This window comes from Azospirillum sp. HJ39 (assembly GCF_041507355.1).
GTDB lineage: Bacteria > Pseudomonadota > Alphaproteobacteria > Azospirillales > Azospirillaceae > Azospirillum > Azospirillum thiophilum.
Genome location: NZ_CP167914.1, coordinates 184,245 through 204,685, shown reverse-complemented (window position 1 = coordinate 204,685; position 20,441 = coordinate 184,245). Strand labels below are relative to the sequence as shown.

At 68.2% G+C, this 20,441-nt stretch carries 14 protein-coding genes and 1 pseudogene; 8 read left to right on the top strand and 7 right to left on the bottom strand.

Annotated elements, in window-relative coordinates:
- Positions 1-4 precede the first annotated feature (4 nt).
- A complete protein-coding gene (locus tag ABMY26_RS36180; protein WP_372400569.1) occupies positions 5-964 on the top strand; it encodes a lysylphosphatidylglycerol synthase transmembrane domain-containing protein in 960 nt (319 codons plus the stop codon).
- A 115-nt stretch (positions 965-1,079) separates the two neighbouring features.
- Entirely contained in the window at positions 1,080-2,087 is a 1,008-nt protein-coding gene (locus ABMY26_RS36175; RefSeq protein ID WP_372400568.1) for a glycosyltransferase family 2 protein, read from the top strand.
- A 62-nt stretch (positions 2,088-2,149) separates the two neighbouring features.
- On the opposite strand, the gene ABMY26_RS36170 is transcribed toward ABMY26_RS36175, so the two are convergent.
- The gene (locus ABMY26_RS36170) at positions 2,150-4,084 is read right to left on the bottom strand and encodes a hypothetical protein (RefSeq protein ID WP_372400567.1); all 1,935 of its coding nucleotides are present in this window, start codon (positions 4,082-4,084) and stop codon (positions 2,150-2,152) included.
- Complete coding sequence (asnB, locus tag ABMY26_RS36165) at positions 4,081-5,991, bottom strand: asparagine synthase (glutamine-hydrolyzing) (protein WP_372400566.1); 1,911 nt, start codon at positions 5,989-5,991, stop codon at positions 4,081-4,083. The genes ABMY26_RS36170 and asnB overlap by 4 nt, the downstream gene beginning before the upstream one ends.
- 244 nt (positions 5,992-6,235) lie before the next feature.
- Here asnB and rfbF point away from each other — a divergent pair, with 244 nt between their 5' ends.
- The 6 genes from rfbF to ABMY26_RS36135 all read left to right on the top strand — a co-directional run bounded on the left by rfbF (position 6,236) and on the right by ABMY26_RS36135 (position 12,385).
- Positions 6,236-7,006 carry a glucose-1-phosphate cytidylyltransferase gene (rfbF, locus tag ABMY26_RS36160; protein ID WP_372400731.1) on the top strand — a complete coding sequence of 257 codons (771 nt, stop codon included), beginning with the start codon at positions 6,236-6,238 and terminating at the stop codon, positions 7,004-7,006.
- Positions 7,007-7,013: 7 nt separating this feature from the next.
- Positions 7,014-8,096, top strand: a complete 1,083-nt coding sequence (gene rfbG / locus ABMY26_RS36155) for a CDP-glucose 4,6-dehydratase (protein ID WP_372400565.1) — start codon at positions 7,014-7,016, stop codon at positions 8,094-8,096.
- 50 nt (positions 8,097-8,146) lie between these two features.
- Positions 8,147-9,508, top strand: a complete 1,362-nt coding sequence (gene rfbH / locus ABMY26_RS36150; protein WP_372400564.1) for a lipopolysaccharide biosynthesis protein RfbH — start codon at positions 8,147-8,149, stop codon at positions 9,506-9,508.
- Positions 9,508-10,464, top strand: a complete 957-nt coding sequence (locus ABMY26_RS36145) for an NAD-dependent epimerase/dehydratase family protein (RefSeq protein WP_372400563.1) — start codon at positions 9,508-9,510, stop codon at positions 10,462-10,464. The genes rfbH and ABMY26_RS36145 overlap by 1 nt, the downstream gene beginning before the upstream one ends.
- Complete coding sequence (locus ABMY26_RS36140; protein WP_372400562.1) at positions 10,452-11,474, top strand: GDP-mannose 4,6-dehydratase; 1,023 nt, start codon at positions 10,452-10,454, stop codon at positions 11,472-11,474. Before ABMY26_RS36145 ends, ABMY26_RS36140 begins: the two co-directional genes overlap by 13 nt.
- Positions 11,475-11,644: 170 nt before the next feature.
- On the top strand, positions 11,645-12,385 hold the full coding sequence (locus tag ABMY26_RS36135; RefSeq protein ID WP_372400561.1) for a hypothetical protein: 741 nt from the start codon (positions 11,645-11,647) through the stop codon (positions 12,383-12,385).
- 112 nt (positions 12,386-12,497) lie between these two features.
- Here ABMY26_RS36135 and ABMY26_RS36130 read toward each other — a convergent pair.
- The 5 genes and pseudogenes from ABMY26_RS36130 to ABMY26_RS36110 form a co-directional block, all read right to left on the bottom strand.
- Positions 12,498-12,575, bottom strand: a pseudogene (locus ABMY26_RS36130) (IS5/IS1182 family transposase); the annotation flags it as partial.
- Positions 12,576-12,748: 173 nt separating this feature from the next.
- Positions 12,749-13,636 carry a glycosyltransferase family 2 protein gene (locus ABMY26_RS36125; RefSeq protein ID WP_372400560.1) on the bottom strand — a complete coding sequence of 296 codons (888 nt, stop codon included), beginning with the start codon at positions 13,634-13,636 and terminating at the stop codon, positions 12,749-12,751.
- Positions 13,633-14,598: a glycosyltransferase family 2 protein gene (locus tag ABMY26_RS36120; RefSeq protein ID WP_372400559.1), complete on the bottom strand. Its 966-nt coding sequence runs from the start codon at positions 14,596-14,598 to the stop codon at positions 13,633-13,635. The genes ABMY26_RS36125 and ABMY26_RS36120 overlap by 4 nt, the downstream gene beginning before the upstream one ends.
- 134 nt (positions 14,599-14,732) lie before the next feature.
- On the bottom strand, positions 14,733-17,735 hold the full coding sequence (locus tag ABMY26_RS36115; RefSeq protein WP_372400558.1) for a tetratricopeptide repeat protein: 3,003 nt from the start codon (positions 17,733-17,735) through the stop codon (positions 14,733-14,735).
- A 115-nt stretch (positions 17,736-17,850) separates the two neighbouring features.
- Positions 17,851-20,043 (bottom strand): tetratricopeptide repeat protein, encoded by a 2,193-nt coding sequence (locus ABMY26_RS36110; protein ID WP_372400557.1) that lies wholly within the window; start codon positions 20,041-20,043, stop codon positions 17,851-17,853.
- Positions 20,044-20,441 lie beyond the last annotated feature (398 nt).

The window sequence follows — 20,441 nt, the reverse complement described above, 5'->3', positions numbered from 1 at the left end:
TAGAGTGGGTCATCGCCTGAAAGCCGTGGTCAGTGTGCTGCTGGTCGCCCTGCTGCTGTGGCGGGTCGATGTGGCGGAGGTCGGGCGGGTGCTGGCGGTGGCTTCGCCCGGACTTATGGCGCTTGCCGCCTTGCTGTTCTTCCTGATGCACGCGCTGAACGCCCTGAAGCTGCGGGTGCTGCTGCCGGAACAGCGGGCGGGGCGGCTGCTCGCCTACACGCTGGTGGCGCAGCTCTACGCGCTGGTGCTGCCGGGCCAACTGGCTGGGGAGGCGGTGAAGGCCTACCGCCTCAGCCGCGACGAGGGGCGGGGCGAAGGGCAGGGCGAGGCCGACGGCGGGCGCATCGTTTCGGCCGTCGCCTTCGACAAGATGACGGGGATCGGCGGGCTGCTGCTGCTGACTGGCGGTGGGCTGGCGGTACAGTCGGCGCGCTTCGGCGACGGGCTGCTGCTGGCGGTCGGGCTGGTGCTGGCCGGGCTGGTCGCTGCGGCCGGGCTGCTGGCCTGGACACCGGCGCGCGCCGCGCTGCTGACCGTGCTGGGCTTCCGTGCCGGACCGAAGCGCGAGGCGTGGCTGCTGGGACCGCTGCGCCGTTTCCTCGACGCCTGGCACGCCCAGGCGCGGCGGCCGGGGCGGGCGGCGCTGTCAGTCGCCGGCGGGATCGCGGTACAGGTCTGCGCTGTCGCCGGAAGCCAGGCGCTCGGGCTGGCGGTCGGCATCGATCAGCCCTTTTCCGTTTGGTGCGCGGTGATTGGGCTGATGTCGGTGATCGTGCTGATGCCGGTCACCGTCGCCGGCATCGGCCTGCGGGAGGCGTCGCTGATCGGTCTCCTGGAACTGGTCGGCGTGCCGCACGCCCAGTCGCTGGCGCTGGGCTTCGGCATCCTGGCCTTCCAGGTGCTGGTGGCGCTGCTGGGCGCCGTCGTCGACCTGACGATCCTGCGCGAACGCCGCCCGGCCTGAGGGCGGTCGCCATCCCCGTCCCGTAAACCAATTATCCGTTGCGCTCGCCGGAGCCACCGGCCATACCATGGCCGGGCGTTTCACCCCACATGACCCGCACCCTCGGACCTGCTCGATGACCCTCCTGTTCTCCCCCGGATCCGCCACCACGGACACCGGGACGGTTTCCGTCTCGGTCCTGATCCCGGTCTACAACGAGGAGGACAACATCGCGCCGCTGTGCGGCCGGCTGATCCCGGCGCTCGACGGACTGGGGCGCAGCTTCGAGGTCATTTTCGTCAACGACGGCTCCACCGACGGGACCGAGGCGGAGTTGCAGCGCGTCGCCTCCGATCCCCGCATCCGCGTCATCAACTTCCGCCGCAACGTCGGCCAGACCGCGGCGATGATGGCCGGCATCGACCACGCCCGCGGCGACGTCATCGTGCCGATGGACGGCGACCTGCAGAACGACCCGCAGGACATCGGTGGGCTGCTGGACAAGCTGGACGAGGGCTACGACGTGGTGTCGGGCTGGCGCGCCGACCGCCAGGACGGCTTCCTGCTGCGCACGCTGCCCAGCAAGATGGCCAACAAGCTGATCTCCACCATCTCCGGCGTGAAGCTGAACGACTATGGCTGCACGCTGAAGGCCTACCGGCGCCAGATGCTGCAGGGCTACCGGCTCTATGGCGAGATGCACCGCTTCGTGCCGATCTACGCCCGCTGGCAGGGAGCTAAGCTGACCGAGATTCCGGTGCGCCATCATCCGCGCCGCCACGGCCAGTCGAAATACGGGCTGGAGCGGGTGCTGAAGGTCGTGCTCGACCTCGTCGTCGTGAAGTTCCTGACCCAGTACGAGACCAAGCCGATCTACATCTTCGGCTTCGCCGGCCTGATGTTCATGGGGTTGGCCTTCCTGGGCGGGCTCTATGCGGTCTACCTCAAGCTGGTCGACGGCATCTCCTTTATCATGACGCCGCTGCCGTTGTTGGTGACGATGGGGCTGGTCACCGGCGTGATGTGCATCCTGATGGGGCTGCTGGCCGAACTGCTGGTCCGCATCTATTTCGAGAGCCAGGGCAAGAGCCACTATTCGATCAAGACCATGCTGAATTTCGACGAGCCACCGCCGCGCGGCTGATCGGACGTCTCTCCAAAAGAAGACAGCCCCGGCATCCTCCTCGGTGCCGGGGCTGTTTTGCGTCATGGTGCCGGCGGTGCCGCCACCACCCCGCCGGGCGGCGTCAGTTCCTTCAGCGCGCCGGAATGCGCCATGGCGAACAGCCGGATCCGCTGGCCGGCCGCCTCGGCCGGCAAAGGCAGGGTGAAGCCGCTGTCGGCGAGGCGCTCGTCGTGGAAGGCGGCGGCGACGTCGCTGCGGGCGCCGCCGGTGGAACCGGTCGCGACGACCCGGTCGCCGATGACCGCCAGCACGAAGCTGGCCGGCGCCGCCACGGCGGTATCGGCGGCCCAGCCGGCCAGAGCCAACGGCCCGTTGGGGATCTGCAGGATCCGGTCGAGCGAGCCGTTCACCTCGCTGTTCCCCTTGGGGGAGCCCAGCGGCATGTCCAGCCGCAGACCGGACTGGTTGAACCCGGATCCGTCGAGCCGCCCGTCCTGCAGCAGCGTCTGAAGGATCGCGCGTTCCGAGTGATTGGCCATGTCGGCCAGGATCGGCGCCAGGAAGTCGGCCTTCAGGTCATAGGCGGCGTGCAGGAAGGGGGCGATGTTCCGTGGCGAACTGGACAGGCAGACCAGCGGGCGGGTCCAGTCCAGCCCGGCGGGCGTCCGGATGGCCTGGAGGTGGGTGGCGATGCAGCGCTGCGCCATGGCGTCGCGCCCGGCCACCATCCGGTTGAAACCGGCCACGCTCCAATGCCGCAGGACACCGCCGCCCACCCCATGGCCGAGGGCGAGCAGGGCAACCAGCGCCAGCCCGATGGGAACCGCTGTCCGACGGCCGGCCAGCAGGGTCCAGCCGGCGACCGCCGCCGGGAAAACCAGCAGGACCGGGTAGGCATAGCGCGGGGTCAGGCCGCAGCGCATCGCGGCGGCGATGCCGTCGCCGCACAGGCCGGCCCGGCCGAAGGCGGTGGTCATGGTGACGATCACCGCCCCGGCGATCAGCGACGCGATGCAGAAGACGGCGTGCCGGCGCTCCACCCCCGCCCGGCCGAAGGGCAGGACGGCCGCCGGGATCAGGCAGAGGACGAAGGCCGCGATGCCCACCGCCAGCGACAGCGGCGCCCCCACCGTTTCCACCGGCAGGCCGGTGGCGGTGGCGAAGGCGCTGAACAGGAAGCCCCAGAACTCCGGCCGCCAGGGGCCGACCAGCGGCTGGCCGGTGTGGTTGGCGTAGGAGCCGCCGAAGGTCATCCACAGCATCGCCGCGGTCAGCAGCAGCCCGCCGCCGACCGCGACCACGGTGCGGCGGTCGCCCAGCCGCTCCTGCCACGATCCGCCCTGGCGCAGGGCAAGCACCGTCCCGACCCCGGCCGCCCCCAGCGCATAGCTGGCGCCGAACACCCCGGTGGAGCCGAAGGCCAGCAGGAACAGCGTCGCCAGGGCCGCCCGGCCGCGGGCGATGCTGTGCAGGAACAGGAACAGGCAGGTGAAGAAGATCGGCTGCGCCAACCCCATGTGCTGGAAATAGAAATACTCGTTGTTCAGCGTGCCGGTCAGGAACAGCCCGGCCGCAGCCACCGGCACTGCCGCCCAGCCCGGCCGCACGCAATCGCGCAGCAGCACCACGGCGTAGGACGCCAGCATCGCCGCGAAGGCCAGCCAGCCCAGCAGGCGGAAGGCGATGAAATCGACGCCGATGGCGTGCCACAACCCGTGGGTCAGCAGCTTGAAGAACGGCGCCACATGGTCGCTGTCCTTGGCGAAGATCGAATGCAGGGTCAGCGGCTGCTGCACCCCCTGCGCCGTGCCGAAGAAATAGCCCCAGTCGTCCCAATAGGGCAGGCCGCTGCTGGCGTGCATGTTCATGGCGCACTGATAGGCGACGATCAGCGCCCCCACCCCCAGCAGCAGCTTCAGCAGGATGCGGGCAAGCGCCGAGCCGTGGCCGGCCTCGCGTGTGGCCGTGTCCAGGGTGAAACGGCCGGAGATGTCGCCGGAAATGTCGGAAATCATGCGGCACTTTCCATCGGTGTCGGAATGGTCGCGGGACGGTCCAGCGCGGTGGCGAGCGCGGTCCAGGCCCACAGCAGGCCGCGGTGGTCGGCCTGTCCGCTGCGGTGCTCGTCCCAGCGTGCCGCCAGCCAGGCGCCGTCCACCCCCAGGCGCGCCGCGGTGTCCAGCGACGGCTGGGGCAGATGGCGCAGCCAGCGGCTCAAGGGTATGCCGAAGCCCTTCTTGGGCCGGGCCAGGATCTCTGGCGGCAGCAGGGGGGCCATCGCCTTGCGCAGGATCCACTTGCGCGTGCCTTTATGGAGCTTCGAGGAGGCCGGCAGGCGGCTGACGAAGGCGACGAGGTCGCGGTCGAGGAAGGGCGAGCGGGTCTCCAGCGAGCAGAACATGCTGGCGCGGTCGGCCTTGATCAGCAAATTCTCTCCCAGATAGAAGCGGCCGTAGAACTCGATGGAGCGGTCGACGTCGTGGCGGCTGGCGCCCGACGACCACAGAGCCTCGGCCTCGTCGTAGAGGTCGTCGGCGGTCAGGCTGACGCCGAACAGTCGCGACACCTCCTCCACCGAGGCCGGACCCAGCCAGGACGGCATCCAGTGCGGCGGCCGGTGGCCCAGCCCGCGTAGCGCCCGGCGCAGCTTGAAGTCGAAGCTCATGTTGCGGTCCGACCGCGGCAACCGGTGGGCCACCGCCTCCGCCAGCCGGTGCAGCGGGCCGGGCACCGTGTGATGGTAGAGCCGCGCCGTCCTCAGCGCATCGAAGGTGTCGTAGCCGGCGAACAGCTCATCGCCGCCATCGCCGGTCAGCGCCACCGTCACCTGTTCGCGGGCGAAGCGTGACAGCAGGTGGGTCGGTAGCAGCGAGGCGTCGGCGATCGGGTCGTCCAGCCGGCCGAGCAGGCCGGGCAGCAGGCCGGCGGCGGTGTCGAGGTTCAGCGTGCGGCAGGCATGGTCGGTGCCGTAGTGGCGCGCCGCATCCGCGGCATAGCCGGATTCATCGAAGCTCGGCTCGTCGAAGCCGATGGTGAAGGTCTTCATCGAGGCGGGATCGCGGTGCCGGGCGGCGAGGGCCACGATGGCGGCGCTGTCGATGCCGCCCGACAGGAAGAAGCCGACCGGCACGTCGCTCAGCATCCGGCGTTCGACCGCGCGGTCCAGCAGTTCGCGCAGTTCCTCGGCCCATTCGTCGGGACCGCCCGGTGGCTGGTCGTCGACCACCATGCGGTATTCCCAATAGCGGCTGACCGACAGCCGGCGGCTCGTCAGGTCGTAGACCATGGTGCAGCCGCCCGGCAGCTTGCGCACCGCGGCGTGGGCGCTGAGCGGGGCGGGGATGAAGCCGTAGGCGAAATACTTGATCAGCGCCTGGCGGTCGAGGCCGGCAGGGACGTCCGGGTGGGCCAGCACCGCGGTGGCTTCCGAGGCGAAGACCAGTCCGCCGGCCGTTTCGGCGTAGAACAACGGCTTCTTGCCGAAACGGTCGCGTCCCAGCACCAGCCGTTGCCGGCGGCGGTCATACAGGCAGAAGGCGAACATGCCGTTCAGCCGCTCCACCATCTCCACGCCCCATTCGCGGTAGCCGTGCAGCAGCACCTCGGTGTCGGAGTGGTCGGTGACGAAGCGGTGGCCGGCCTGCTCCAGCGCGCGGCGCAGCTCGGGCGCGTTGTAGACCTCGCCGTTGTAGACGATGACCAGATCGCCCTCGGCCGTCGCCATCGGCTGATGGCCGCCGTCGATGTCGATGATGGCCAGCCGGCGGAAGCCGAGATGTACCGGCAACGGGCCGTTGCGGTCGGCGTGGCCCTGGTCGGCGTAGGTGCCGTCGTCGTCCGGCCCGCGGTGGCGGATGACGTCCATCATGGCGGCGAGGTCGCGCTCGCCGCCGGGTCCGGCGAAGCCGGCGAAACCGCACATGGGGGTGCTCTCCCGGGGGACTGCCGAAGGTGGCGACGGGGCTAGGTTTAGCGTCTCGGCCGGCCGGGTGCCATGGCGAAATGGCTGGGGATCGGGGGAGGCGGCCGGGGATGATGGACCGGGTGCTGCGCCGTTTGGTCCCGTTTCTGTTACGCCGTGGCGGCGGGGGTGCGGTTGACCAATCTTTCACAAACGGATTAGTACTGTGCCGCGCGCGGATTTTGCTTTGGAAGAGCTGCAGAAAATGAAGGCTGTCATACTTGCGGGTGGTCTCGGGACGCGGCTTTCCGAAGAAACCGATCTGCGGCCTAAACCGATGGTCGAAATCGGCGGCAAGCCGATCCTCTGGCACATCATGAAAATATATTCGTCACATGGCATCAACGATTTCGTGATCTGTCTTGGCTACAAGGGCTATGCGATCAAGGAATATTTCTCCAGCTATTCCCTCCATAATTCCGATGTGACCATCGATCTTCGAACGAATACGGTCGAGGTTCATCGCCGTCTGGCCGAACCCTGGCGCATCACGCTGATCGAAACCGGGGAGAACACCCTGACCGGCGGCCGCATCAAGCGGGTCCTGCCCTATCTTGAGGACGAGGAGGCTTTCTGCCTGACCTACGGTGACGGTGTCGGCAACGTCGACATCTCGGCTTCGGTCGCCTTCCACAAGGCGCATGGCCACGCCGCCACCATGACCGTGGTGCATCCGCCCGGCCGCTACGGCGTGGTCGAACTGGAGGGCGATCGCATCGCCGCCTTCCAGGAAAAACTGCCCGGCGACGGTGCCCGCATCAACGGCGGCTTCTTCGTACTGTCGCCGACGGTCGGTCGTTACATCGACGGCGACGACACCATGTGGGAGCAGGAGCCGTTGCGCGGTCTGGTCGAGGCCGGCGAACTGCATGCCTGGAAGCATGATGGCTTCTGGCAGTGCATGGACACCATCCGCGACAAGCGCCTGCTGGAGGATCTGTGGATCGCCGGCAACCCGCCCTGGAAGAGCTGGTGATCCGCCGATGGCCGCGCACGCGTCGTTCTGGTCCGGCAAGTCGGTTTTCCTGACCGGCCACACCGGCTTCAAGGGAAGCTGGCTGACCTTCTGGCTCAGCAGCATGGGCGCCCGGGTGACCGGCTACGCGCTGGAGCCGCCGACCAGCCCCAGCCTGTTCGAGACCGTGGCCCTGCGCGACCGCATGGCCCACAGCGAGATCGCCGACATCCGCGACCGAGAGCGGCTGGAGGCGGCGCTGTCCGCCGCCCGTCCCGACATCGTCATCCATATGGCGGCGCAGCCGCTGGTGTTGCGCTCCTACCGCGACCCGGTGGAAACCTATGCCACCAACGTCATGGGCACGGTCCATCTGCTCGACGCGGTGCGCCGGGTCGACAGTGTGCGCGTCGTGGTCAACGTCACCAGCGACAAGTGCTACGAGAACCGCGAGTGGGTCTGGGGCTATCGCGAGAACGAGCCGATGGGCGGCCGCGACCCCTACAGCAACAGCAAGGGCTGCGCCGAACTGATCACTGCCGCCTTCCGGCAGTCCTTCTTCCAGCCCGGCACCGGGGCCGCGGCGGTGGTGTCGGGGCGGGCCGGCAACGTCGTCGGCGGCGGCGACTGGGCGGAGGATCGGTTGGTTCCCGACCTGATCCGCGCCTTCCTGGACGGGCGCCCCGCGGTGGTGCGCAACCGGCACTCCACCCGGCCGTGGCAGCACGTGCTGGACCCGCTGCACGGCTATCTGATGCTGGCGGAGGCCGCCTGGAACGACCCGGCCGGCCACGCCGAAGGCTGGAACTTCGGACCGGCCGAGGGCAGCGCCCGCCCGGTCCACTGGATCGCCGACCGGCTGGTTTCCCTGTGGGGCAACGGCGCCGCCTGGGTGGACAACAGCGGCCCGGCCGGCCCGCACGAGAACCGCTTCCTGGCGCTCGACTGCGCCAAGGCCCGGCAGACGCTGGGCTGGGCGCCGCGCTGGGATCTGGCGGAGACGCTGGCCCGCACCGTCGACTGGTATCGCGCCTATGGCCGGGGCCAGGACATCGCCGGCCTTATGTCGGCCCAGCTTCTTGCGTATAACGAGGCCCGCCCGGTTGCCTGAGGCGCCGTCGGCCTTCCGCTTCCCCGCATCACCGTTTCCGTGAGACCGTCATGACCTCCTCCTCCTCCTCGCCGGCCCCTTCCTTGCCGGCCGGTTCCGCGGATCGCCGGGAAGACCTGCGCCGCCGGATCCTGGATCTGGTGGCCGAATATGCGGAGGTCGCCCACGCCGACCGGCCCTTCGACCCGGAACGCTCGCCGGTTCCGGTCAGCGGCAAGGTCTATGGTGGCGAGGAGATGGCGCTGCTGGTGGACTCGGCGCTCGATTTCTGGCTGACCACCGGCCGCTTCAATGACGCCTTCGAAAAGCGGTTGGCCGAGTTCCTCGGTGCCCGCAACGTGCTGACGGTCAATTCCGGTTCGTCGGCCAACCTGCTGGCGCTGACCTCGCTGACCTCGCCGCTGCTGGGCGACCGCGCGCTGCAGCCGGGCGACGAGATCATCACCTGCGCCACCGGCTTCCCGACCACGGTGAACCCGATCCTGCAGAACGGGATGGTCCCGGTCTTCCTGGACGTCGACATCCCGACCTACAACATGGACATGCGCCTCTTGGAAGAGGCAGTGACCCCGCGCACCCGCGGCATCATGCTGGCCCACACGCTGGGCAACCCCTTCGACCTTGCTGCCGTCACCCGCGTGGCGGAAAAGCATGGGCTGTGGGTGGTCGAGGATTGCTGCGACGCCCTGGGCGCCCGCTATGACGGCAAGCTGGTCGGCAGCTTCGGCGACATCGGCACCCTCAGTTTCTACCCGGCCCATCACATCACGATGGGCGAGGGCGGAGCGGTCTTCACCAGCAACGCCAAGCTGAAGCGCTCGCTGGAATCCTTCCGCGACTGGGGCCGAGACTGCTGGTGCCAGCCGGGCCAGGACAACACCTGCAAGCAGCGCTTCAACTGGCAGCTCGGCGACCTGCCGCACGGATACGACCATAAGTATATCTACTCCCATCTCGGCTACAATCTGAAGATCACCGACATGCAGGCCGCCGTCGGGCTTGGCCAAATGGAGCGGCTGGAGGGCTTCATCGCGGCGCGCAAGGCGAATTTCGATGCGCTCAAGGCCGGGCTGGCCGATCTGGCCGACGTCCTGATCCTGCCGGAAGCGACGCCGAACAGCGACCCGTCCTGGTTCGGCTTCCCGCTGACCGTGGCCGCCGACGCCCCTTTCACCCGCGACGAGCTGACCCGCGAGCTGACCCGCGCCCGCATCGGCACGCGCCAGCTGTTCGGCGGCAACCTGCTGCGCCAGCCCTATATGAAGGGCCGGCCGCACCGCGTCGTCGGCGAGCTGACCAACAGCGACGTCGTTACCGCACGCACCCTGTGGATCGGCGTCTATCCGGGCCTGACCCCTGCCCACATCGCCTACATGCTCGACACCATCCACCGCTTCGTCCGGGCGCGCTGATGCGCGTCCTGGTCACCGGCGCCGGCGGCTTCCTCGGCGCCCATGCCGCTCACCGTTTCGCCCGTGCCGGCTGGACGGTGTTGGCGGCCGGCCGGGAGGGCAGCGCGCTCTGGCGGCTCGACCGGCTGGGCGTGGCCGCAGAGCCGGTGCGGCTCGACCTGACTGCGCAGGGATCGGAGATCGCCGCGGCGGTGGCCGGCGCGCGCCCCGACCTCGTCGTGCATTGCGCCGCCTATGGTGTCGACTACCGGTTCCAGGACGTGGCCGCCTCTGCGCGGACGAACCTGGAGGGCACGCTGCATCTCGTGCGTGCCGCGGCGCAGGCCGGGGTGGGGCGCTTCGTCCATGTCGGCACCTGCTACGAATACGGTCCCTCCGACCGCCCGATCGCCGAGGACGCGCCGCCGGCCCCGCGCAGCCTCTACGGCATCACCAAGGCGGCGGCGACCCTGGCGGCGCTCGGCACCGCCGCATCGCACGGGCTGGCGCTCGCCGTGGTGCGTCCCTTCGGCATGTATGGGCCATTGGAGAACGACACCAAGTTCGTGCCGATGATCCTGCGTGCCTGCCGCGACGGACGACGCACCGAACTGACCGCCGGCGGCCAGTTGCGCGACTATGTCCATGTCGGCGACGTGGCCGACGCCTGCCGGCGGCTGGCTGAGCTGGCTGACTTCCCGGCCGGCGAGATCGTCAATCTCGGCTCCGGCGCGCCGATCACCATCCGCGCCCTGGGCGAGGCCGCGGCATCCGCCGTCGGCCATGGCGGCGAGGCCCTGGTCTGGGGGGCCTTGCCCTACCGCACCGACGAAGTGATGAGCATCGTCGCCGATGCCGGCAAAGCCGCCGCACGGCTCGGCTGGCGGGCCTCGACCCCGCTGGACGAGGGGATGCGGCAAACCCTGGCCTTTCTCGATCCACCCGACAACCCCGGAGCTCCTCCGTGCGCTACCTGATCACCGGAGGCTGCGGCTTCCTCGGCAGCAACCTCGCCGCCGCCGTTCTGGAGCGTGGCGAGCAGCTCTGCGTCTTCGACAACCTGTCCCGCCGTGGCAGCACGCTGAACCTGGACTGGCTGCGCGCCCAGGGCGCGTTCGAGTTCCGCCATGGCGACATCCGCAATCCCAACGACGTGCAGCGTGCGGTGGCGGAGCTGCGGCCGGACGTGGTCTTCCACCTGGCGGGGCAGGTGGCGATGACCACCTCGCTGGCCGATCCGCGGCTGGATTTCGAGATCAACGCGCTCGGCAGCTTCAACCTGCTGGACGCGGTGCGCCGCTCGGCCCCGGAAGCCCTGGTGCTCTACAGCTCGACCAACAAGGTTTACGGCGACCTGGAATGGACGCCCTACGAGGAGACGGAGACCCGCTACGTCGCTCCGGCCTTCCCCGACGGCTTCGACGAGACGGCTCCGCTCGACTTCCATTCGCCCTACGGCACCTCCAAGGGTTCGGCCGACCAGATGATGCTGGACCATCACCGGGTGTTCGGGCTGCGCACCGTGGTGTTCCGCCATTCCTCGATGTATGGCGGCCGGCAGTTCGCCACCGCCGACCAGGGCTGGGTCGGCTGGTTCTGCGGGCTGGCGGTCCAGGCCGGGCGTGGGGAGCTAAAGACTCCCTTCACCATCAGCGGCACCGGCAAGCAGGTCCGCGACGTGCTCCATGCCGAGGACATGAAGACCCTCTATTTCAGTGCGGTGGAGCGGGCCGACGCGGTGGCGGGCCAAGTGTTCAACATCGGCGGCGGCATGGCCAACAGCCTGTCCCTGCTGGAGCTGTTCCGCCTGCTGGAGGAACTGCACGGGGTGGAGATGCGGTTCGAGCGGCTGCCGCCGCGCATCAGCGACCAGCGCATCTTCGTCGCCGACATAGCCAAGGCCCGCCGCCTGCTGGGCTGGCAGCCGAAGGTCGACGCGCGCCGCGGCGTCTCCAACATGCTGGCCTGGATCGCCGGGCAGGGGTAAGAGTAAATTTCTGCCCAAACTCTGGTGGGAGAGATGGAGCCGATCCCTTCTCTTCCGCTATATGGCTTCAGGTTTTGGCCAGTTCCGTCAAATCTAATCATGCTTGGTGTCATCCCATGATATTTTGTGTTTTTTCCTATAACAGGCCAAAGTTGTTGGTAAGAGCCGTCATGTCTCTTCCAAAAGATTCGGAGTGTATTGTTTTTGATAATGGATCAGATTCTTTTGATCCAAAGGAAACGCTTTCTCAATGTGGAAGGAATATTATTCTTTATCGTGTCCACCATAATATGGGCATTGACGGAATTTTTATGGAGGCAATTAATTTTCTTAAGAACAAAAATGTGGGCTGGGCTTGGTTTATTGGGGATGATGATTTTCTGATTGAAGAGTCGCAATTCGTTTTCTCAAAAAAATGGAATGCAAACATCGTGATTGTTAATTCCATAGGGGAAAGCCAGATAGAAAAATACAGGGATTCAGTTGGAATTCAAAAAGAAATAGAATATATTGCAGCAACACCAAAGTTATTTTTCAGAAATTTTTCTTTGAGGATGCCGTTCGGAAGCGTTATCCTTAATGTAAATAATATAGAGCTTTCAAATACCGAAAGATGGAATGGGACTCATCATCTTTACAGCGGGTTGTTGTGGGATCATTTGTCAAATTCTGCAAAAGATGAATGTGTGTTCATTGATACACCAGCTTTTTGTCGTGGAGAAGGGCAACAGACATGGACTTCGTATAAGAAGGAAGTCTATGAACGTATTGGAATATGGTTCGGTCTGATCCCAGATGCTTTCCGTGCAGAGGCGGAAACTGTATTCAACAGAGTGTGGCTTCCACATAATTGCCCAAGCCAATTTCGCGAATTGGCAATGAAGTCTTATTTGAAACAGTTGTCGAAGTAAAAATTTTATCAAAATTAATATTTGCATAGACAATGTTTTCCAGATATGCAAGTTGGCATGATTGCGTTGTTTTTCTTTGTGTTTTATATAACGTGCGTATGATGATCCGGACTCATAACCAGTAGGCGACGGTTGCCACGATGTGGACGGCAGCCATGAAGTTGGTGGCGGAGCGGTCATAGCGGGTGGCTCACGGCGATCATCCACACGGAGTTTGCTTCGGATGTCGCGCGGAAGCTGCGGTTCAAGCCACCCAAACTGCTCCAACGTCAACCGGAACTGACCGGCGCTCTTCAAAGCCCCCTTCCAGGGCGTGGAATCACAACGACTCCCTGCGGGAAAGGCTCATTGTGGGTCCGGACCCTATACATCGACCCCATAGGCCCGCAGGTAATCCTCGTAGGGGATGACGCGGCGGGCGTTGCGCACCTCCTGCCGCCACAGGGCGGCGGCGGCCAGCCGGGCGGGGGACGGAGCCATCGGCGACTTCATGAACCACATCAGGGCGTGATGGTAGCAGGCGAAGAAACGCCCGCTGGCGATCAGGTCGGAGGTGATGCCGCCGCGGCGGAAGGTCACGAGCGGTTCGGCGACATGGACGACATAAGGGTAGCGGCTGGCGGCGATCAGGTAGATCAGGCAGTCGGGGCCGGCGCCGTGCGCGTCGAAATCACTGGCTGAATCACCCCCCGGGCCGGGGCCGAGATCGCTGATGATGCCGTCGCGCAGGTCGGCGGTGCGGAACAGGGCGGCGCAGGGGGATACCGGCAGACCGCCGAAGTTCGACAGGTATTCGAAGACGAAGGTGTCGGATGGGAAGGTGTCGACGAAATACTGGTGGATGGTGCCGTGCGACGCGCCGGCCTCGTCCACCAGCTTGGCCGGGGTGAAGACGAAGGCGACCCGCCCCTGCAGGCGGGGCAGGGTGCGCTCCAGATAAGTCGGCTCCAGCCGGTCGTCGGAGAACAGGATCTTGGCGACAGGCGCCCGCGCCTCGGCGACGCAGCGGCGCCAGTTGTTGACAGGGCCGATGTTGGCGTCGTTGCGGAACAGCCGCAGCCGCCCGTCCTCCTCCGCCAGTCTCTGGCAGATCGCCCAGGTGCCGTCGGTGCTGGCGTTGTCCACCACCACCACCTCGATGTCCAGCACCGTCTGGGCGAGCGCCGAGCGGACCGTCTCCTCGATCTCCCGCTCGCGGTTGTAGGCCGGGATTAGGATGCTGACGAGCGGGGAGGGCGTGGCGGCGCTCATGCCTGCGCCGCCTGGGCCTGCGCCGCCTGATGCCGGTTGCGTTCCTCGATGTAGGCGTTGAAGTCGGCCACGGTGATCAGAGGAAAGCTGTCGATATACTGGACCGCGCCCTGCCCGATCTGTTCGACCAGGAAGGTGAAGATCGCCAGTTCCACCCGCTGGTCGATCTTCGTCAGCTCCGCCCCGCGCTTGGCGTGCAGCGTCGTGTAGATGCGGTTCAACTGGGCGGCGCGGGTTTCCGGCGACTTGCGGTAGTTGGTCACCGCGCCGTTGCCGGTCTGGATCTCCCAATTGTGCTCGCCGTCGCGGATGGTGATCAGCGGATCGAACAGGTAGCCCAGCCGCTGGCCCGAGAGGCCGAGATACCAGTGGGCGTATTCCTCCGACCCGCATTCCCAGGATTCCACCATCGGGGCCAGGAATTGGGCGGTGCGGTAGAGGCCGGTCAGGGTGTTGACGAACAGCGGCGGGGCCGGCGGAACGTGCAGCGACACCGGGTTCAGGTAATAGCCTTCGATTACCGCCTCTGCCCCCGGCCGCAGCGTGCTGTGGAACGGCTGCGGGTGCGGGAGCCCGTCCATCAGGATGTGGTGGGCGTTGGAGAAGCAGGCGTTGACTTCCGGCACCCGGCGCAGGAACTCGACCTTGCGGCGCAGATTGTCGGCGTCCCAGAAATCGTCGTCCGCGGTGAAGGTGAAGAACTCGCCGGTGATGAAGCTGAAGGCGCGGCGCGCGTTGCCGTCCATCCCCAGGTTGGTCTCGTTCTTGTGATAGCGGACGCGCGGATCGGGGTAGCGGCTGGCGACGAGGTCGCGCGTCTCGTCATTGTCCGAATTGTCGGTGATGATGATGTCGTAATTGCCGTAGGTCTGGGCGAAGACCGTGTCCAGTAGCTCGCGCAGCATGTGCGGGCGGTTGCGGGTCGGGATGCAGATCGAGACTCTGTCTTTTGCGAGTTCCATAACGTCTTTCTCTGCCGCGTCTTCGTCCGCCGCGTCTCTTCCGCGAGGGGGGCCGGCATCCCCGTTGCGGGCGCAAGCGATATCACCCTGAAATGGACGGGGTCAACCTGACCCCGCCCCGCCCGTCCTCACGTCTACCCCCGAGCCCGCGCCCAGGCCTGGTACAGCCCGCCGAAGATCGTCGGGTGGTCGGTCTCCAGCCGGTCCCAGCGGGCGAGCGAGGTCATTGCCGGATCGTCGGGGAAGCGCTTGCGGTAGAGCGCCGCCACCGCCGGGTCGGCCAGCCGGAAACCGAGGAACTCCAGGTCCAGCGCTTCCAGCGCGTCGGCCAGCCAGGGCAGGGTGACGTGCAGTTCGTGGACGTGCAGCAAAAGGTCGCGGCAGGCGCTGGTGCCGTAGAAGTCCGGCGACTGGACGACGACCCGCGCGGGGTGGTCGGCCGGCAGGGTCAGGATGTCCTGGCGCAGGCGGCGGATGCCGGCGGCGGTCGGCGGATGGCCGCCTTCGGCGATGACGTGGCGGGCCGCCACAACCGGGCGGCGGGCGGCGGCGCTGTAGAGCCCGATCTCCATCACGCCATGCGGGCGCAGCATCCCGCGCAGGACGCGCAGGCCGGCCGCCGGGTCTTCCATGTGGTGCAGCACGCCGACGCTGTGAATCACGTCGAACCGGCGGCCCAGCGCCCCCAGCTCCAGCAGGTCGGCCTGGGCGTGCTCGATCGCCAGCCCCAGCCGTTGGCTCTGCCGCCGGGCGTAGGCCAGGCTGCGGCGGCTGAGGTCGATCGCCAGAACATGGGCGTTCTTGATGGTGGCTGCAGCCCAGACCGCCTCGCGGCCGGTGCCGCAGCCGGCGACCAGCACCTCCGGCGCCTCCCAGCTCGGCGTCTCCCAGGCGGGGGAGGCGGGCAGGGCGGCATGCGGGAACAGGGCGTGCAGCAGCCGGGGCAGCGGCACCGGTTCCGGCAGGATGCCGGTGTTCAGCCAGCGGGGGTAGGGGTTCTCCTCGTACTGGGCGCGGACGCCGATCGACACCGCGTTGTGGATCGGCGTCAGCACCGGCAGTTCCGCCTCGATGCGTGCCTCGGCCGCCGGCTCGATGACCTGGCGGTCGAGCAGCCGGCCGATCTCCTCCGGCCAGGACAGCGCCACCAGCCCGGCGGCGCGGTCCCAGCGATGCAGCGGGCGGTAGGCGCCGAGCAGGGCGATCAGGACCGCCGGCGGCTGCTCCCCGCGCTCCAGCAGGCTCTCCGCCGCGCGGACCAGCGCCGCCAGCACCTGGAACTCGCCCTCGGTCTCGGCAAAGACGTATTCGTTGAGGAAGCACTGCTCGGCGAGCGCCGCGCACAGCAGGCGCCAGGCCGGCCGGTCCGGCAGGCCCGGGCCGGTCAGCGCCAGCAGCAGCACGCGGCGCAGCCGGGTCAGCGCCCGTTCCAGCACGGGATCGCAGACCGGGGCGCCGCGCAGATGGGCCAGCAGCAGCGGATCCTCGGCCAGCCCGGCCAGCGACCCGTCGCCCAGCAGGGCCCGCGCCTCGGCATCCAGCTCCGCGCCATTGGTCTCCGGCAGGGCGGCGAGCCGTGCCAGTGGCGATGGGCTGGCCGGGGCCGGGGCGGAGGCCAGCAGCACGCCGGCGATGGCGCGGACCAGCCCGGCGACTTCGACCTCGGGCCGGCCGAGCGCGGCCAGCAGGTCGGCGCGCAGGCCGGCGTCGCTGTCGGCGGCGGGCAGCGACAGATCGCGCAGGGCGTCGGCGAAGGCGATCCAGTAGCGGGGAGTGTCGGGCGCCAGCCGGATCGCCTGACGGACGTAGGGAACGGCACGGTCGCGCCAGCCGCCGCGCAGGAACAGCGCCGCGATGCGGAAGCACAGCTCGGCGTCGGCAGGAGCCGTGCGGGCGATGGCCAGTGCCTCGGCGTCGGCCTCCGCCACGCGGCCGGCGTCGATCAGCAGCGACAGCAGGGCCAGCCGCAACGGCAGCGACGCCGGCTGGCCGACCATCGCCTGGCGCAGCTGTCCGATCGCCGCGTCGGGGTCGCCGATGTCCTTGTGCAGCCGGGCGAGGTTGTTGTGGACCTCCGGCAGGTCGGGGGCGATGCGCAGCGCTTCGCGGTAGGCCTCTAGCGCCCCGGCGGCGTCGCCACCGGTCTGCAGGGCGACGCCCAGGTTGGCGAGCAGAGCGGCATGGCCGGGCGTGTGGAGGCCGGGTGTTTGGGGTTCGGACATGCGCGCCAGCCCGTCGCGGCAGACGGCGACCGCCTCTTCCCAATGGCCGGCGACGCGCAGGCTGTCGGCCAGCCGCAGCCGGGCGTCGAGATGGTCGGGATCGGCGGCCAGCACCCGGTGGAAGGCGGCGATCGCCGCTTCCGGCCGGCCGGCGCGGTGGTGCAGGCTGCCGATCAGGTGCAAGGTACCGACCAGCCGCGGCCGCAGCGTCACCGCCTGCTCGGCGAGGTCCAGCGCCTGGGCATCGCGGCCGAGCCGGGCCAACAGCGAGGCGTGGTTGCCCAGCACCTCGGGCACCACCGGCCCCTGCGCGAGTGCTTGGCCGAACAGCGCGTCGGCTTCGTCGGCACGGCCTTCCAGCATGCGGACCAGCGCCAATGTGCCGACCGCCTCCGTCCGGGCCAGCCGCCGGGCCTGGGAATTGGCCAGGGGGTCGGCGGCCTCCGCCAACCGCAGTGCCTCGCCGCAGGCGTCCGCCGCGTCGGCCAGCCGATTGCGGCGCAGGTGGATGAGTGCAAGTGCCCGGTTTGCCTGCACCAGCGCAGGACCGGTATCGCCACCAGAAGCACCATCGGGAGCATTGCCCGGCGTGCGCCGCAGCGCCTCCCGCGCCGCCACCTCTCCGTCGTCGATGCGGCCGATGGCGGCGAGTGCGAGGGCAAGCGCGCTCCACACCTCCACCCGCCCCGGGGCCGTGCGCGCCGCCTCCTCCAACCACGCCACGGCCTCGGTCGGCCGGCCGAGGATGCGGGCGGTCTCGGCCAGTGTCATCAGTCCCGCCGCGTCCCGTGGCGGGACCCCGCACAGAGCCCGGTACGTCCCCTCCGCCTCCTCCGGCCGCCCCGACCGGCAAAGCTCCAGGGCTTGTGCCAGGCGGTGATTCGGGGCGGCGAGGGCGGCGGTCTGCTCGGTCATGTGGGGACCTGTTGGCTTGGAGAGGAGGAGATGGGCGGGAGGTCCGGTCGATGCGCCTGAGCAGGTTTCTCCGGATCGGGCCACAGGCCCGGCCTGGAGAAACCTGCTTGGCTGGTCAGTAGGCCTGGTAGGATTTTTCCTCGACCAGTTCGGAGCCCAGCAGGCGGTTGAGGTCGCGCTTCAGCGCGGCGCGGCGGTCGTTGGTGTGGTAGACCCGGCGGGCCAGTTCGACGAAGCGCGGGCCGAAATCCTTCGCCCGCTCGCAGTCCCGGATCTCGTCCTCGATCTCCCACAGCGTGGTGTTGACCGTGCGCAGATCGTCGATCAGCGCCGAGACATCCGCCCGGCCGGTGTCGGCCTGTGCGGCCACGGCGTCCAGCGCCTCGCGCTCGCGCCGGACGTTGGCCAGCTTGTCGGCGTCGGCGATCCGCTCTGCCTTGATGTCGAGGATGGTGATCTTGTCCAGCAGTTCGCCCCAGGATACGGGCGCCAGGATCGGCATGGTCGGATTTCCGTTTTGGATGCTGTGCGGGGTGGCGGCGCAGTGGTCGGATGCTCGGTGGCGCAGCGCGGTTTCGACGCGGTCGATAGCGTCGTCCCAGCGGCCCGGGGCGGACTGTCGGAACAGGCGCATGGTGGGGTACCAGGGGCTGTCCTCACGGTCGAGCATCCAGCGCCAGTCCGGGGCGAAGGGGATGAAGACCCAGACGGGGACGCCGAGCGCGCCGGCGAGATGGGCGACGGAGGTATCGACGCAGATCACGAGGTCGAGGCCTGCCATGATGGCGGCGGTGTCGGCGAAGTCGCGGATGTCGGGGGAGAGGTTGAGGATTGGGAAGCCGCCGGGCGGGTTGGCGGCGAGTCCCTCGGTCGGTCCCTTCTGGATGGAGACCAGGGTGACGCCGGGGATGGCGGCGAGCCGTGCGAAGGGGGCGAGCCCGATGGAGCGGTTCCTGTCGTTGCCGTGGGTGGGCGATCCGGCCCAGACGATGCCGACCTTCAGGCCTCCTGCCGCCGCCCGCAACCGCTCCGCCCAGCGCGCCACCAGCGCCGGCTCCGCCGACAGGTACGGCACGCGGTGCGGGATGGTGTCCATCTGGGTGCCGAACACCTCGCCCAGGCTGAGCATCGGCAGATGGAGGTCGAAGGCATCGGTCGGAAGCTGACCGGTGACGAAGCGCTCCACCCCCGGCAGCCCGGCCATCACCCGTTCCAGCGGCGCCGGCAGGCCGAGCAGCACGCGCCCGCCGCGGGCGGCCACCAGGGGGACGTAGCGGCAGAATTGCAGGGCGTCGCCCAGCCCCTGTTCGCCGTGCAGCAATATGCGGTGGCCGTCCAGCGGCGAACCGTCCCAGCGCGGCTTGGGCATGGCGGCGTGGGTGGGGGCGTCCTTGCAGCGCAGCCGCCACTCGTACTCCCGCCACCCCTCCTCGAAGCGGCCGGCGACCAGCAGGGCCATACCGAGGTTGCGGCGGCTGTCCGGGCCGGCCGGATCGACCGCGATGGCCCGGCGGAAGCTGAGGATCGCCGCGTCCAGCCGGTTCTGGTTCAGCCGGGCATTGCCGTGGTTGGCATAGCCGCCGGCGAAGCCCGGATCGACCGCGATGGCCCGGATGTGGGCAGCGGCGGCCTCCTCCAGCCGTCCCTGCTCCTGCAGCGACAACCCCAGGCTGGTGTGGCCGGCGGCGAAGCCGGGGTCGAGCGTGACGGCGCGGCGGTGCCAGTCCATCGCCTCGACCGGGCGGTCCAGCCCGCGCAGCGCGATGCCCAGATTGTTGGAGGCGGCGCTGTGGGTGGGGTCGAGGGCCAACCCGCGGACGTAGGCGGCGACGGCGCCGTCCAGCGCGTCGCGCTCCTGCAGCACGTTGGCCAGCCCGTTGTGGCCCTCCGCCCCGGAGGGGGCGAGGCGGATCGCCCGGCGGTAGGCCTGTTCGGCCTCGGTGGAGCGTGCCAGCGTGCGGCACAACCCGCCCAGGCTCTCATAGGGGACCGCCAGATCCGGCCGCAGGGCGATGGCACTGCGATAGGCCGCCGCCGCCGCCGTCATGCGGCCGTGGTCGCGCAGGGTGTTGCCGATATTGATGCGGGGTTCCGCCATGCCGGGATCGATCCGCAGCGCGCGGGCCATCAGCCGCAGCGCCGCGGCGCCCTGGTTCCCGCGCCGGGCGACCAGTCCCAGCAGATGCAGGGCATCGGATTGGTCGGGCGAGATCTCGAGGATGCGGCGGTAGATCCGCGCCGCCACGGCCAGTTGGCCGCCCTGATGCTGCTGCACCGCGGCGGCGAGCGCCTCCTGAATGGTCGCCATGCTCGATCTGTCGTCCTTGCCCCTGACCGTCTACTCGCCGCAACGGAATAACGGTTGTTCTTGAATTCTCCAAGCGCATCCTCGTCGCGTCGATGAGGGAAATACAGTCTGTGTTATGAACTTGTAACAACGATGCTTGCCGCCGGCTAAGCTTGGGCTTGGGATCGCATGGGTCCGATCAGCGAAAGTCGCGCAAGTTTTCGTCGCGTCGCGCTCGATTCGAGAACAGGCTGTGCCGCCCTGCCCCTGCAGCGGGCGGCGGGCGGTGGCGGGCACAACTTCGAACCTTGCTGTTGCGAATTCGCCATACCAGGCGTTTTTCAAGACTTTGCAAAGGCTTGTTGGTGGATGGACAAGGAGATGGGTACTCTCCTCTGATAGCGACTAGAAAGCGGGCC